12 protein-coding genes are annotated in these 15,424 nt (G+C 64.4%); 9 read left to right on the plus strand and 3 right to left on the minus strand.

Translation table 11 applies throughout. The features are described from left to right. The first annotated feature begins 161 nt into the window (after positions 1–161). Genes F0185_RS18415 through F0185_RS18425 form a run of 3 tightly spaced genes read left to right on the plus strand, consistent with a single transcriptional unit; the run spans position 162 to position 5,313 of the window. Positions 162–2,366 (plus strand): PAS domain S-box protein, encoded by a 2,205-nt coding sequence (locus tag F0185_RS18415; protein ID WP_167227101.1) that lies wholly within the window; start codon positions 162–164, stop codon positions 2,364–2,366. A gap of 2 nt (positions 2,367–2,368) precedes the next feature. After that, positions 2,369–2,746 carry a response regulator gene (locus tag F0185_RS18420; protein ID WP_167226831.1) on the plus strand — a complete coding sequence of 126 codons (378 nt, stop codon included), beginning with the start codon at positions 2,369–2,371 and terminating at the stop codon, positions 2,744–2,746. After that, entirely contained in the window at positions 2,743–5,313 is a 2,571-nt protein-coding gene (locus F0185_RS18425; RefSeq protein WP_167226833.1) for an EAL domain-containing protein, read from the plus strand. Before F0185_RS18420 ends, F0185_RS18425 begins: the two co-directional genes overlap by 4 nt. Here F0185_RS18425 and F0185_RS18430 read toward each other — a convergent pair. Continuing rightward, entirely contained in the window at positions 5,279–6,031 is a 753-nt protein-coding gene (locus tag F0185_RS18430; RefSeq protein WP_167226835.1) for a hypothetical protein, read from the minus strand. The two genes, F0185_RS18425 and F0185_RS18430, sit on opposite strands and share 35 nt — an antisense overlap. A gap of 179 nt (positions 6,032–6,210) precedes the next feature. On the opposite strand from F0185_RS18430, the gene F0185_RS18435 reads away from it, so the two are divergent. Continuing rightward, on the plus strand, positions 6,211–6,801 hold the full coding sequence (locus F0185_RS18435) for a ComF family protein (protein WP_167226837.1): 591 nt from the start codon (positions 6,211–6,213) through the stop codon (positions 6,799–6,801). A gap of 65 nt (positions 6,802–6,866) precedes the next feature. Further along, positions 6,867–7,427, plus strand: coding sequence for a hypothetical protein (locus F0185_RS18440; RefSeq protein WP_223164533.1), 561 nt, complete (start codon positions 6,867–6,869; stop codon positions 7,425–7,427). Between the two features lie 75 nt (positions 7,428–7,502). Here F0185_RS18440 and F0185_RS18445 read toward each other — a convergent pair whose 3' ends face one another. Continuing rightward, complete coding sequence (locus F0185_RS18445) at positions 7,503–7,730, minus strand: YbdD/YjiX family protein (RefSeq protein WP_229477090.1); 228 nt, start codon at positions 7,728–7,730, stop codon at positions 7,503–7,505. Then, positions 7,727–9,790: a carbon starvation CstA family protein gene (locus F0185_RS18450; RefSeq protein WP_167226839.1), complete on the minus strand. Its 2,064-nt coding sequence runs from the start codon at positions 9,788–9,790 to the stop codon at positions 7,727–7,729. The genes F0185_RS18445 and F0185_RS18450 overlap by 4 nt, the downstream gene beginning before the upstream one ends. A 215-nt stretch (positions 9,791–10,005) precedes the next feature. On the opposite strand from F0185_RS18450, the gene F0185_RS18455 reads away from it, so the two are divergent. The 4 genes from F0185_RS18455 (at position 10,006) to F0185_RS18470 (ending at position 15,362) form a co-directional block, all read left to right on the plus strand. Then, entirely contained in the window at positions 10,006–11,388 is a 1,383-nt protein-coding gene (locus F0185_RS18455) for a cache domain-containing protein (RefSeq protein WP_167226842.1), read from the plus strand. Next, positions 11,385–12,017, plus strand: a complete 633-nt coding sequence (locus tag F0185_RS18460) for a response regulator transcription factor (protein WP_167226844.1) — start codon at positions 11,385–11,387, stop codon at positions 12,015–12,017. Before F0185_RS18455 ends, F0185_RS18460 begins: the two co-directional genes overlap by 4 nt. Positions 12,018–12,136: 119 nt before the next feature. Further along, on the plus strand, positions 12,137–13,327 hold the full coding sequence (locus F0185_RS18465; protein ID WP_167226846.1) for an HDOD domain-containing protein: 1,191 nt from the start codon (positions 12,137–12,139) through the stop codon (positions 13,325–13,327). Position 13,328: 1 nt separating this feature from the next. Then, complete coding sequence (locus F0185_RS18470) at positions 13,329–15,362, plus strand: putative bifunctional diguanylate cyclase/phosphodiesterase (protein WP_167226848.1); 2,034 nt, start codon at positions 13,329–13,331, stop codon at positions 15,360–15,362. The last annotated feature ends 62 nt before the right edge of the window (positions 15,363–15,424 follow it).

The raw sequence follows: 15,424 nt of genomic DNA on the forward strand, positions 1-15,424 counted from the left end.
ACGACTGTTGCTTTATCGCTTCATCTTTGTCGAATCCGGCGGCGTCCCTGTTATAGTTGGACCGGCTATCTTCTGCCAGCCATCGGTCCGGTATCCACTGAACCCGGCGGCCAGCTGTTCCCCCGAAAGCGACCATGCATACGACTGGTTTTGGTATTGGCATGGGTGCTGCCGAGCACTGTTCAGGCCCGGACGGGAATACCGAGTTCAGGCGCCAGGAAAGCCTGCTCAAGACCGGCGCCCTGCAGGACGCCATTTTTAACAGCGCCTATTTTTCCAGCATCGCCACCGACGAAAAAGGCGTGATCCAGATCTTCAATGTCGGCGCCGAGCGCATGCTCGGCTATACCGCGCTCGATGTCGTCAACCGGATCACGCCGGCCGACATTTCGGACCCGCTCGAAGTGATCGCGCGCGCCAAGGCGCTCAGCGTGGAGCTCGACACGGCGATCACCCCCGGCTTCGAGGCGCTGGTGTTCAAGGCGTCGCGCGGCATCGAAGACATTTACGAACTGACTTACTTCCGCAAGGATGGCAGCCGCTTTCCGGCCGTGGTGTCGGTAACGGCCTTGCGCGACGACCAGAACGCCATCATCGGCTACCTGCTGATCGGCACCGACAATACCGCGCGCAAGCGGGCCGAAGAAGCGCTGCTCAAGGCGGGCGCGCTGCAAAGCGCCATTTTCAACAGCGCCAATTTCTCGAGCATCGCCACCGACGCCAAGGGCGTGATCCAGATCTTCAATGTCGGCGCCGAGCGCATGCTGGGGTACACGGCGCTGGAAGTGATGAACACGATCACCCCGGCCGACATTTCCGATCCCCAGGAAGTGATTGCGCGCGCCAAGGCGCTCAGCATGGAACTGGAAACGCCGATCACGCCCGGTTTCGAGGCGCTGGTGTTCAAGGCCTCGCGCGGCATCGAAGACATTTACGAGCTGACCTATGTGCGCAAGGACGGCAGCCGCTTTCCGGCGATCGTGTCGGTCACCGCGCTGCGCGACGCCCAGGACGAGATCATCGGTTACTTGCTGATCGGTACCGACAATACCGCCCGCAAGCAGGTCGAGGCGGCCCAGGCCCTGCTCGACCAGCGCCTGCGCGACCAGCAGTTCTATACCCGTTCGCTGATCGAGTCGAATCTCGACGCCCTGATGATGACTGATCCGCAAGGCATCATTTCAGACGTGAACCAGCAGATGGTCGCGCTCACCGGGCGCACCCGCGATGAACTGATCGGCGCACCAAGCAAGAAGTTCTTTACCGACCAGAGCCAGGCCGACGCCGCCATCAAGCGCGTGCTCCAGGAAAACAAGGTGACCGATTACGAACTGACGGTGCGCGCCCTCAATGGCGTCGAAACGGTGGTGTCGTACAACGCCGCCACCTTCCACGACCGCGACCGCAAGTTGCAGGGCGTGTTCGCCGCCGCGCGCGACGTCACCGAGCGCAAGCGCTTCGAGCACACGCTGGAAGTGAAAAACATCGAGCTCGAGCGCGCCAGCCGCATGAAGTCCGAATTCCTGGCCACCATGTCGCACGAGTTGCGTACGCCGCTCAACGCCATCATCGGCTTTTCCGAAGCGCTGAAAGATGGTTTGCTGGGCGAGACCAGTGTGCTGCAAAACGAATGCGTCGGCGATATCTTCAGCAGCGGCCAACACTTGCTCTCGCTGATCAACGACATCCTCGACCTGTCGAAAGTCGAAGCGGGCATGATGGCGCTCGAACTCGAACTGGTGGACTTGCAGGTTCTGCTACCGAACAGCCTGACCATCGTGCGCGAAAAGGCCGCGGCGCAGGAAATCGCGCTGACCCTGGAAATGGGCGCCGACCTGGGCACGCCGCAACTGGACATCCGCAAGACCAAGCAAATTGTCTACAACCTGCTCTCGAACGCGGTCAAATTCAGCGGCCACGGGGGCGCGGTCACCTTGCACGCGCGGCGCGTGCCGCGCAGCGCCGTCGGTCACCTGGACGGCAGCTGGCCGGTGCATGGGTTTGCGCTTGCTCAAAACGAGTTCAACGACTTTCTGGAGTTGTGTGTGAGCGATGGCGGCATCGGCATTTCGGAGCCGGACATGGCCAAGCTGTTCCAGGCCTTCAGCCAGATCGACAGCAGCCTGGCGCGTAAATTCGAAGGAACCGGCCTGGGCCTGGCGATGGTGAAACAGTTGGCCGAGCTCCAGGGCGGCACGGTGGCCGTGGCCAGCGCCGCCGGCGAGGGCTCGCGCTTCGCCGTCTGGCTGCCGCTGCGCACGGCGCTGCCGGGAGCGCGCCCCGCCTTGCACGGCTCCACCCTGCGCCACCCGGTCGGGAGTGCGCCCGAGGCTGCCGGCGTCGCCGACGCCACGCGCGAGTACTAGGCATGGCAACCATCCTGGTCATTGAAGACAACCCGGCCAACATGAAGCTGGCCTCTCTGCTGCTGCGCCATGCCGGGCACGCCGTGCTGTGCGCGGTCGACGCCGAAAGCGGCCTGACGATGGCGCGTACCGAGAGACCGGACCTGATCCTGATGGATATCCAGTTACCCGGCATGGACGGCCTGGCGGCGACCGCGCTGCTGAAACAGGACCCCGCCACCGGCGCCATCCCGGTGATCGCGCTGACCGCCATGGCGATGAAGGAAGACCGCGAAAAAAGCGAGAGCGCCGGGTGCGACGCCTACATCGCCAAGCCGCTGCGCTACCAGGAATTGTTCGCCGCCATCGATGCCTTGCTGCCCCAGGGAGCGGCGGCATGAGCCTGCGCGCGCCCACCATCCTGATCGTCGACGACGAAGCCCAGAACCGGCGCCTGCTGGCGGTACTGTTGCGCCCGGAAGGATACAGCACCTCCAGCGCCGCCAGCGGCGAGGAGGCACTGGCCGCCATCGGCGCCGAGCCGCCCGACCTGATCCTGCTCGACATTACCATGCCGGGCATGGATGGCTATCAAGTGGCCAGCATCCTGAAGTCGAACCCGGCCACGGCGAATATTCCCATCATCATGGTCACCGCGCACCTGGAACGCACCGCGCGCCTGGCCGGGCTCGACGCCGGCGCCGAAGACTTTTTAACCAAGCCGGTCGACCGCGCCGAACTGTGGCTGAGGGTGCGCAACCTGCTGCGCTTGAAGGCCTATGGCGACCTGCAGGACCATAGCGCCAACCTGGAGCGCCAGGTGCAGGCGCGCACGGCGGACCTGGAGCGCTTTCGCGCCGCGATGGACGCCACCGCCGACGCCATCATGCTGGTCAGCCGCGCCAGCATGCGCTTTACCGAGGTGAACGAAACCGCCTGCACCTTGCTCGCTTACACGCGCGAGGAGATGCTGGGCATGGGGATGGCCGACCTGATCGATGCCAGCGACGCCAAGCTGGAACACCAATACGATGCCCTCATCGCTGGCGGCCTGAACCGCGACCAGGAGGAAATGCGGATGCGGCGCAGCGATGGCGCGACCGTGCAGGTGGAAGTGAACAGCCAGGCCATGCGCTCCGGAAATGATTGGACCATCGTGATCGTGGTGCGCGATATCACCGAGCGCAAGGAAGCGCAGCAGCGCCTGACCCATCTGGCGCATCACGATTCGCTCACGGGCCTGCCCAATCGCACCTTGTTTTACGAATCGCTGCAGCGCACCGTGGCGCTGGCGCGCGACACCGGCGCGCTGGTGGCGGTCATGTTCATCGACCTCGACAATTTCAAGACGGTCAACGACACGCTCGGGCATGCGGTCGGCGACGAGCTGCTGGTACAGTTCAGCAACCGGCTGGTCGAATGCGTGCGCGTGCGCGACACCGTCGGCCGCCTGGGCGGGGACGAATTTGCGCTGATCCTGATCATGCAGGACAGCCAGCAGGGCGCGGTCGTGATCGCTGACAAGATCCGCGACGCATTGCGCGCGCCCTTCGTGCTGCACGAGCACGAACTGAGCATCACGGCCAGCATCGGCATCACGCTCCATCCGGCCGATTCGTCCGATCCGGCCACCTTGATCAAGTATGCCGATACGGCGATGTACGAGGCCAAGCATGCCGGGCGCGACACCTACCGCTTTTTCACGGCCCAGATGAATGCCGACGTGCTGGCCCGCCTCAAGCTCGAGAAGGCGCTGCGGCAGGCGATCGAGAACGAGGAATTCGTCTTGCACTACCAGCCCAAGGTGCACCTCAACAGCGGCCGCGTGGCGGGCCTGGAAGCGCTGCTGCGTTGGAATCGCCCAGGGTACGGCATGGTGCCGCCGAATGAATTCATCTCGGTCCTGGAAGAGACCGGCATGATCGTGCAGGTGGGCAGTTGGGTGCTGGCGCAGGCATGCAAACAGATCGGCATGTGGTTGCGATCGCCCTCAGGCCCGGTCCAGGTCTCGGTCAACGTCTCCGGAAGACAATTCCTCGAAGGCGACCTGGACGCGGACATCATCGCCGGGCTGGCCAGGCACGCCATTCCACCGGGCTTGCTGGAGCTAGAGCTGACCGAAACGTCCTTGATGGCCAATACCGAACGCACTTCCGACATCTTGAGCCGGCTGAAACAACATGGGGTGCAGATTTCCATCGACGATTTCGGCACCGGCTACTCCAGCCTGGCTTACCTGCGCCGCTTCCCCATCGATAAACTCAAGATCGATATCGCCTTCATCCGCGAGGTCACCAACAATCCCGATGACGCGGCCATCGTGCTGGCCATCATCAGCATGGCCAGCAGTCTCAAGCTCGAGGTGATCGCCGAAGGCGTCGAGACGGCCGCCCAGCTCAACTACCTGCGCCGCCATCGCTGCGACCAGATCCAGGGCTACTATGTCAGCCGTCCCCTGCCAACCGAGCAGGTCAGCGCATTTTTGTTGCAACGTAACGTGCTCGGCCCGCCGGCGGACGCCGTCCAGGCCGGGAAGACGCTGTTAATCATCGACGACGATCCCTTCATGCTCGAAGTGCTCAGCAACCTGTTCGGCTGCGACGGCTACCGCATCCTGTGCGCAGGCTCGGCCGCCGAAGGTTTCGACATGCTCGCCTTGAACGAGGTGCAGGTGATCTTGTGCGACCAGTGCATGCCGTCGATGAGCGGCACGGATTTCCTCGACAAGGTCAAGGAGCTCTATCCGAAGACGTTTCGCATCGTGTTGTCGGGGCAAAGCGATCTGGCCTCGATCATCGAAGCGGTTAATTGCGGCGCCGTCCTGCGCTACTACACGAAGCCTTGGGATAACCAGCTGCTGCGCGATCATGTGCGCGATGCTTTTTCGCCAATTTGCGGCCAGCCACGCCGCTCCGCCGGCATAGGCGCGATGGCTACTTCAGCAGCGCCTGCAATTCCGGCAGCTTGAGCTTGGTTCCCATCATGTAGCCGGCGTCGCGCACTGCGGCGAAAGCGGCTTGCAGTTCGCTGTCGCTCGGCGCCAGCGGACGCAGGCCCTTGGCAATGGCCGGGACCACCTCGCGCGTCACACGGCGGGTTTTTGCCGCCAGGATTTGCCAGAGCGACAGCGCATAGCCGATCACGAAGATGCCGAGCCCGACCTTGTAACCGGATCCCGGAAACATTGCGGCGGCGGCGGCCCAGCCGGCCGCGGTGGCAAGCACGCTGCCCAGGAGGGTGTAGCTGGCTTGCTTGTCCATCACGACCGAGTTGTAGCATCGTTCCACCGTCGGCGCCAGCAACAGGAAGGGCTTCAGGATCAATTCGCTTCTTTCGGTGGGGGGGAAGTACGCGAGCGCGTTGCTGATCCGCGCTTCCAGCGCCAGTTGTTCCTTCCACACCTCTTCGAGGTTGGGAAACGTGCTGGCCTGCAGTTCAGGCAGGGGAGCGGTTTCTTTCAAAATCTGTTTGTACGTTTTCGACTCCGTCTTGAGCGGCGTCAGGCACGATTGGCAGATCCGCTCGAAGCCGGCCAGCTCGCCCTTGCCGACCGAGATGAAATACACATGGCTGGCGCGCCCGATCCGCCTGACCAGGAACGCTTGCACCGACCTGCAGATGGGACAGAAGTCGGCAACATAGCCGAGCTTGCGATACACGTTTTTCCTACCCGAGATAATGACCATCAGTGCGTTCCAGATCCATGTTGTATTAGCTGTGTTGCATTTTACGCAATTGGACGACGAATTGTGGGTAAGGATAGGGATAATGCAAAAGGAATGCGGAAGCGGGCCTGTGTCCTGCGTCGATGCGGCTTGCCAGCAACGTCCCGGGGCCTCGCTGGTGGCCGCAAGGGGAAATCGAGATGCAAGTAGACGTTCTGGAAATTCATGGGCCATGGGATTGCGGCTTCGTGCTGGATCGCCACAGCACGCATTCCACGCTCACCGGGCATGACGCGCACGGCCATCCGACATTCGAGACCGACTACACAGAAGCCGGACGCGCCCTTTACCAACTTAAATCGCACGACGATTACGGACAGGTACCGGCGCTGGCCAAGGCGCTTTACACCCATATCATCCCTCGGTTGCCGAAGATCCATGTCGTCGTACCCATGGCGCCCAGCAAGAAGAGGTCGCGGCAGCCGGTCAGCCATGTGGCGGCTTACCTTGCCAGGATGCTGAAAGTGCCGGCGCAAAAGAAATTCCTGGTCAAAGCAGCCGGGAGTCGCTCATTGAAAGATCTCGCAAGCCGTGAGGAAAAAGATGCCGCATTGGCCGGTCGGCTCAGCCTCGCCCACGATCTCGACGGTGGTGGACCCTTTAACGTTTTGCTCGTGGATGACCTGTACGAGACGGGCGCGTCGCTCGATGCCGCGTGCCAGGTCTTGCGGGAGTGTGAGAAAATACAGCATATTTACGTGGCAGCATTAACCTGGAGGCGCCCGAGATGACAACCATTTTTATCGCGGGGTCGATCAAGATCAAGCATCTGCACGATGAGGTGCAGGTGCGGATCATGAATATCCTGTCGATGAATTACGAGGTCATTGTCGGCGATGCGGATGGCGCCGACAGTGCTATCCAGCAATTCCTGTCCGATCAGGGCGCGATCAGGGTCACGGTCTACTGCAGTGGCGAGCGGCCGCGCAACAACATCGGCGGCTGGCCTGTGCATCAGGTCGCGACATACCACGCAAAACGCTCGCGCGCCTGGTTCACGGCGAAGGACGTGGCCATGGCGCAAGCGGCCGACCTTGGATTGATGGTGTGGGATGGCATGAGTACCGGGACGCTGAGCAACATTATTGAATTGCTGGCCCGCAAGCGTAATTCGCTGGTCTTCACCAATCTGGACCGGCAGTTTCACCGGATTCTGTGCGTCGATGACTTGCAGGCGCTGGTCGCCCGCATGGCCATTGCGGCGCGCGCCAAAGCCGACACCAAAATCGACCTTTCCTCGCGCATCGCGCACCTGCTCTCGCGCGCCGTGCAGGACGATATCCTGGCGCTTCGCGCCGCGCAATCAGGCTTGCCGACCTCCATGCCAGTCGCGTTCGATTCTGCCGTTCCCTCTTAGCGCATGCTTGTCTGGCGGCTTGCCATGCAAAAGGGACGCCGAAGCGTCCCCTTTCTGGTGCGTTGCGCGCGCCTGTCAGCAACACCCGCCGCGCTTGCCCGCGCCGCCGTAGCGCGCTTCCTGGCGCTCCCGGAAAAATTCCTCGTAGCTCATCATCGGCTGGCCCGGATGGGTCGCCTCCATGTGCGCCACGTAGGTGTCGTACTCGGGCAAACCCACCATCAGGCGCATGCTTTGCCCGAGATAGCGGCCGGCCTGGGCCAGTCCGCGCCCGGCGTCCGCCAGGTTGCCGAACATGCTCATGCCGGGCTGGCCGCGCTGGCGACGAACGGGGTTTCCATCGAACTCGGCGCGGCTTCGGCGCGCGCCTTGAACACCGTGCGCGCCCCGAACACCAGCACCGACAGCACCACGAACATGAAAAAGCCCGCCAGCGACGCGTCCAGGTAATCGTTGAAGACGATCTGGTGCATCTGCGCCATCGACTTGGCGGGCGCCAGCACCACGCCCTGGTCGATCGCGGCCTGGAATTTCTGTGCGTGCGCCACGAAACCGATGCGCACGTTGTCGTGGAAAATCTTTTGCCAGCCGGCGGTCAGGGTGCAGGCCAGCAGCCAGGCGGTCGGCACCATGGTCACCCACGCGTATTTGGCGCGCTTCATCTTGAACAGCACGCAGGTGGCGAGGATCAGGGCAATGCCGGCCAGCATCTGGTTGGCGATGCCGAACAGCGGCCACAAGGTGTTGATGCCGCCCAGCGGATCGACCACGCCCTGGTACAGGAAGTAGCCCCAGGCCGCCACGCACAGGGACGTGGCGATCAGGTTGGCCGGAATCGATTCGGTGCGCTTGAGCGAGGGGGCGAAGGTGCCCAGCAAGTCCTGCAGCATGAAGCGCCCGGCGCGGGTGCCGGCGTCCACCGCCGTGAGGATGAACAGGGCTTCGAACAGGATCGCGAAGTGGTACCAGAAGGCCATCATGGTCTTGCCGCCGATGACGTTCGACAAGATGTTGGCCATGCCCACCGCCAGGGTCGGCGCTCCGCCGGCGCGCGAGATGATGCTGCTCTCGCCGACGTCTTTCGCGGTCTGGGTCAGCATCTCGGGCGTGATATAAAAGCCCATCTGCGTCACCGCCGCCGCCGCCGATTCGGCCGTCGTGCCCAGGAGGGCGGCCGGGCTGTTCATGGCGAAGTAGATGCCCGGCTCGATGGTCGAGGCGGCCACCAGCGCCATGATGGCGACGAACGATTCCATCAGCATCGCGCCATAGCCGATGAAGCGCGCGTGCTGTTCGTTTTCGATCATCTTCGGCGTGGTGCCGGACGAAATGAGCGCATGGAAGCCCGATACCGCGCCGCAGGCGATGGTAATGAACAGGAAGGGGAACAGGCTGCCCGACCAGACCGGGCCGCTGCCGTCGATGAATTTGGTCACGGCCGGCATTTTGAGGTCGGGTGCGACGATCAGGATGCCGATCGCCAGGCCGACAATGGTGCCGATCTTCAGGAAGGTGGACAGGTAGTCGCGCGGCGCCAGCAGCAGCCACACGGGAATCACGGAAGCGACAAAACCGTAGCCGATCAGCATCCAGGTCAGTTCGGTGCCGGTGAAGGTGAACATCGGCCCGAGCACGGCGTGTTCCTGCACGTATTGGCCGCCGATAATGGCCAGCATCAGCAGCACGAAGCCGATCAGCGACACTTCGCCGATCCGTCCCACCCGCACGAAGCGCGAATACACGCCCATGAACAGGGCGATCGGAATGGTGGCCATGACAGTGAAGCTGCCCCACGGCGAGCCGGTCAGGGCCTTGACCACGATCAGCGCCAGCACCGCGAGAATGATGACCATGATCATGAAGGTGCCGAGCAGGGCGATGACGCCCGGAATGTCGCCCAGTTCCGATTTGATCAGGTCGCCCAGCGAGCGGCCGTCGCGGCGCGTCGAGATGAACAGGATGATGAAATCCTGCACCGCGCCGGCCAGCACCACGCCGGCCAGGATCCACATCATGCCGGGCAGGTAGCCCATCTGCGCGGCCAGCACCGGGCCGACCAGGGGGCCGGCGCCGGCAATCGCCGCGAAATGGTGGCCGAACAGCACATATTTATTGGTGGGAACGTAGTCGAGGCCATCGTTGAACTTCTCGGCCGGGGTCTGGCGCCGCGGATCGAGCCCGAGCACCTTGTCGGCCAGAAAAGAGCTGTAGAAGCGGTAGGCGATCAGGTACACGCAGACGGCCGCGGCGACGATCCAGATTGCATTGATGGCTTCGCCGCGCTTGAGCGCGATGTAACCGAGCGCGCAGGCGCCGAAAATCGATAGCGCAGCCCAGCCGAGCTGGCTTGACAGACGTTTCATGGTGACTCCTCCAAGGTTTTTTATCTTCCGTGCTGGTTGGACCGGTCAATGCCGGTGCAATTCCGCACAGCGTGATTCAGTATCGAATGGGCTTGCCCGCGCAGCAAGCGCAGCACTACGCAGCGCCTTACGTGTTACTACGTAGCCGCCACGGCCGCCGGCGTCGTAGAATCGTAGCTTGTTCACAAAGCCGTCAACGGCAGGCCGGGCGCTGTATGAAGTTAAGGCAAAAGGTCATCTTTCTCGCGATCACGCCGCTGATCCTGGCGCTGTGCACGATCGCGCTGTTCGTGCGCCACCAGGCCATCACCCTGGCCCAGCAGCAGCGCGACACCATCCAGCAAGCCTGGCTGGCCAGCAAGGAAGCCGAACTCAAGCATTACGTCGACCTGGCCACGCGCTCGGTCGCGCATCTGGTCGATTCCGGCAAGCGCGACCAGGCCACCCTCGACGAAGCCAAGCGCATCCTGTCGACCCTGAGCTACGGCGACGACGGCTATTTCTTCGTCTACGATTTCCAGGGCAACAGCCTGATGCATCCACGCCAGCCGGAACTGGTGGGGCGCAACCTGTGGGAGATGCGCGACGTCAACGGTGAGCCAACCATCCAGCGCCTGCTCGAACGCGCCAAGGCCGGCGGTGGGCTGCAACGCTACATCTGGGCCAAGCCGTCGATCAACAAATCGGCGCCCAAGCTCGGCTATGTGGTCCCGATCGAGAACTGGGGCTGGATGCTGGGCACCGGCATTTACCTGGACGATGTGGACGCCGCGCTGGCCAAGATCGACGCCCAGCAGTCGCGCAATATCCAGGGCACCATGCTGTGGATCGCGCTGCTGGCGATCGTCAGCGCGCTGGTGGTGGCCAGTTCCGGGCTGGCCCTCAATATCAGCGAGCTGCGCGTGGCCGACGCCAAGCTCAAGGTGCTGGCCCAGCGCGTGGTCGAGTCGCAGGAGCAGGAGCGGGCGCGCCTGTCGCGCGACCTGCACGACGGCATCAGCCAGTGGCTGGTGTCGATCAAGCTGCAGATCGAGGCGGGCGTGATCCGCCTCGGCGGCGACGCGGCCCAGCAGCAAAAGGCGCGCGCCAGTTTCGAGCACACCGCCGGCCAGCTCAACGATGTGCTGGGCGAGGTGCGGCGCATCTCGCACAACCTGCGCCCGGCCATCCTCGACGACCTGGGCCTGGCCGCCGCGCTCGACCACCTGGCGCACGAAGCGACCCAGAACAGCGCGCTGCCGGTGCGCTTCATCGCGCGCGGGGTCACCGATGGCTTGCCGGACGTGGCCAACACGGTGCTGTTTCGCATCGCCCAGGAAGCGCTGACCAATATCGAGCGCCACGCCGGCGCGCGCCAGGTCGACATCACACTGGCGCGCGAGAACGACAATGTGACGCTGACGATTGCCGACGACGGCGCCGGGTTCGACGCCGCGAGCGTGGCGATCCACCCCAAGCGCGGCATCGGCTTGCGCAACATGATGGAACGGATGGACGCCATTGGCGGCCAGCTGGCCATCACCTCGTCCGCGGCCGGCACCTCGGTGCAGGCGGCGGCCCCACTTCCCACCAGGCCAAGCAAGGGCGCGCGCTCATGACCGACAAACTCATCCACATCCTGCTGGTCGACGACCACCCCCTGGTGCGCGACGGCTTGCGCGCGCGCCTCGAAGCGGTGCCGCATTTGCGCGTGGTGGCCGAGGCCGACGGCGCCGAAGAGGCGCTGCGCCAGGCCGGCGAGCACGCCATCGACCTGGTGCTGATGGACATCAACATGCGCGGCATCAGCGGCATCGAAGCGAGCGCCCGTTTCCGCCAGCAATTTCCGGCAATCGCCGTGCTGATCCTGTCGATGCACGACAAGGTCGAATACGTCAGCCAGGCGATGCAGGCCGGCGCGCGCGGCTACGTGCTCAAGGATGCGCCGGGCAAGGATATCGTGCTGGCCATCGAGACCGTGATGGCGGGCGGTATTTACTACAGCGCCGCGCTGGCGCGCCAGCTGGCCCGCCCCAGCGTGCAAGAGAACCAGTTGTCGGCGCGCGAGCAGGAAGTGTTGCAGCAACTGGCCGGCGGGCATTCCAACAAGCAAATCGCGCGCACGCTCGACCTCTCGGTACGCACGGTGGAAACGCACCGCCTCAATATCAAGCGCAAACTCGGCATCGAAGGGCAGGCCGAACTGATCAGATATGCCGTGCAGCACGCACGTTTCGAAGGAAGCTAGTATCCTTCTGCTTTCTCGCGAAGTAATGATGACGAACTGCTATCGCGTGGACCACGAAGTGATTGCTTCCTATCATTATCTCAACTAAGATTACTTAACCCACTAACGCAAAGATGCCGATGGCCGCCTTCGATACAACACCGTTCCCGTTGGTAGAGATGCACGCGGCGGCCAATGCGCAAAACGAGTGGCTGGCGCTGATCGTGCGCGTCGGCGGCGCTCCCGGCGCCGCGCACGCGGCCGCCTTGCAACAGGTGTTCGGCGCGCCCGGCCTGCTCACCGCCATCGCGCCGCTCGACTGCATCGTGCCGCTCGCCTCGCCCGCCGTATTGACCCCGTCGCTGCTGGCGCTGATGCCGCCCAACCGCGTCATCTTTGCGATCGGCGCCGCCGTGCTGGCCGACGAGGCGCTGGTCAAGCAAACGCTGGCGCTGCACGACCAGGGCTACCGCGTGCTGCTCGACGGCCAGGCCGACGACGGCGTCAAGCTGGCGCCGGCCTTGCGCGCGGTCGCGCTCGATTGCGGCGCGGGCCTGCCCGTTGCGCGCGGCGGTAAATACCAGGTCCTGTCCCTGTTCGGCCCGCACCTGGCGTACCGGGTCGACAGCGCGGCGCGCTTTGCCGACTGCGTCGAGGCCGGCTTCGAATGGTTGGCCGGCGACTGGCCGCTGCATCCGTCGCCGCAGGCCAAGGCGCATGACGGCACCTCGCGCAAGCGCCTGCTGGCCTTGCTGGGCCTGCTGGCGCGCGATGCCGAATCGCGCGAGCTCGAGCAATTGCTCAAGCAGGATCCGGCGCTGTCCTACCATTTGCTCAAGCTGGTCAACTCGGCCGCGTTCGCGCTCAGCACCCAGATCACCAGCTTCGGCCAGGCCATCAACCTGCTGGGCCGGCGCCAGTTGCAGCGCTGGCTGCAACTACTGCTGTACGCGCGCCAGCAGCCCGACGGCATGGCCAATCCGCTGCTGCCGCTGGCCGCCTTGCGCGCCGCCCAGCTCGAATGCCTGTGCAAGCTGCAGGGCGGCGAGCGCGACCAACAGGATGTGGCGTTCATGACCGGCGTGTTCTCGCTGCTCGACGTGCTGTTCGGCATGTCGATGGAAGACATCGTCGGCGCCCTCGGCCTGGCGCCGGCCGCGGCCGAAGCGCTGCTGCTGCGCGAAGGGCGCCTCGGCGAACAGCTGCGCCTGGTGGAACAAGGCTTGCCGGCGCCGGCGCAACTGGCCGCGCTCGGCATCGACCATACACAATGGTGGCAAAGCCAGCTGCACGCCTATCACTGGGCGATCCAGGTCGGCAGGAACCTGTAGGATGCATGTCAGCCCCGCGACCGATTTCCTGACCAGCAGTGCCGCCCTGTGCGCCGCCGTGCTCAACCTGCGCGGCGAGCAGCTTGCGGCCGAACTCGGGCGCATTGCGCGCGACCTGCTGGCCAGCCCGCACGGCAGCTTTGTCCTGTCCGGACAAGCCTTCGGGCCGGCGCCCGATGGCGCGGGCGCCCGGCTGGCGTGCGCGGTCGCCAGCGGCGCCGTCGACTATGGCCACCTGGTGGTCGGCGGGCGCGCCGCCTACGACGAGCAGGATGCGCGCCTGCTGGCCGGCCTGGCCGCGCTGGCCGCCAGCCTGCTCAAGGTCAACGACTTCGCGCTGCGCTCGACCCAGGCTTACCTCGACCTCGAAGCGGAGCTGTCGCACCAGGCCCAGATTCTCGACCAGATCCACGAGTCGGTGCTGACGATGGACCAGACCGGCTACATCACCAGCTGGAACAAGGGCGCCGAGCGCCTGTTCGGCTACAGCGCCCAGGAAGCGGTGGGGCGCAACATCCTGTTCCTGTACGCCGATGAAGACACGGCCTTCCACGACGCCTTCGTGGAGCAGGGCGGGCGCATGATGGAAGTGCGGCGCCGCAAAAAATCGGGCGAGGTGTTCTGGGCCAGCCTGTCGCTCTCGCCGCTGCGCGACCGCGAGCAGCGTCCGGTCGGCCTGATCGCCTACCTGACCGATATCACCGAGCGCAAGCACGCCGAAGAGCGCCTGCACCACCTGGCTTACTACGACGCCCTGACCGGCCTGCCGAACCGCAGCCTGATGGCCAAGCTGGTCGACCAGGCCTTGACGTCGGCCCAGCGCAAGGGCGCCACCGCCTGCATCCTGTTCGTCGACCTGAACCGCTTCAAGATGTTCAACGATACGCTCGGGCGCGCCACCGGCGACGAATTGCTCAAGCAGGTGGCGCAGCGCTTCAAGCAGGTGCTGCGCGAGCAGGACGTGGTGGCGCGCCTGTCGGGCGACGAATTCGCGGTCGGCCTGTTCGACATCCGCGAGCATTTCGAAGCGACCACGGTGGCGCACAAGCTGCAGGCGGCGCTGGTCGAGCCCTTCCTGATCGAAGGGCACGACCTGCGCGTGGGCGCCAGCATCGGCATCAGCGTCTATCCGCAGGACGGGGTCGACGCCGAAGCCCTGCTGCGCGTGGCCGACATCGCCATGGCGCGCGCCAAGCTCGGCGGCGACGGCGACAGCGTCACTTTCTACAGCCACGACATGAACCAGGGCATGCAGGAGCGCATGCGCCTCGAATCGGGCCTGCGCCAGGCGCTGGCCGATGGCGAACTGCTGCTGCACTACCAGCCCAAGTTCGACATCCGCACGCGCGCCGTGGTCGGCGCCGAGGCGCTGGTGCGCTGGCTGCATCCGCAGCGCGGGCTGGTGCCGCCGGCCGAATTCATCCCGCTGGCCGAAGCGACCGGTCTGATCGTCCAGCTGGGCGAATGGGTGTTAGAAGCGGCCTGCGCCCAGGCGGCGCAATGGCAGGCGGCCGGGCTGCCGCCGTTCCGGCTGGCGGTGAACGTGTCGGCGCGCGAGTTTTCGGCCGCCTTGCCCGCGCGCGTGAGCGAGACGCTGGCGCGCTACCAGCTCGATCCGTCCTGGCTGGAACTGGAAATCACCGAAAGCACCCTGATGCACGACATCGAGCGCGTGATCGCCATCATGGACCGCATCACCGCGCTCGGCGTGAGCCTGTCGCTGGACGACTTCGGCACGGGTTACTCGAGCCTGTCGTACCTGAAGCGCTTCCCGATCGACACCCTGAAAATCGACCGCTCGTTCACCACCGGCCTGCCGTTCGACGGCAACGACTGCGCCATCGCCAGCACCATCATCAGCATCGGGCGCCAGCTGCGCCACAAGGTCATTGCCGAAGGCGTGGAAACGCGCCAGCAGTTGGAGTTTCTGCGCGACGCCGGCTGCGACGAAGTGCAGGGCTACCTGTTCTCGCGCCCGCTGCCGGCGGCCGCCTTCGAGGCCGCGCTGCGCGCCGGCTGGGTCGAACCGGGCTGAGATTTTATTCTAATGTAAGATTTCTTTCTGGACATGATTATCCCGTGAAGGCATGATATCAA

Origin of the sequence: Massilia rubra (assembly GCF_011682065.1) — a bacterium.
Taxonomy (GTDB): domain Bacteria; phylum Pseudomonadota; class Gammaproteobacteria; order Burkholderiales; family Burkholderiaceae_D; genus Telluria_A; species Telluria_A rubra.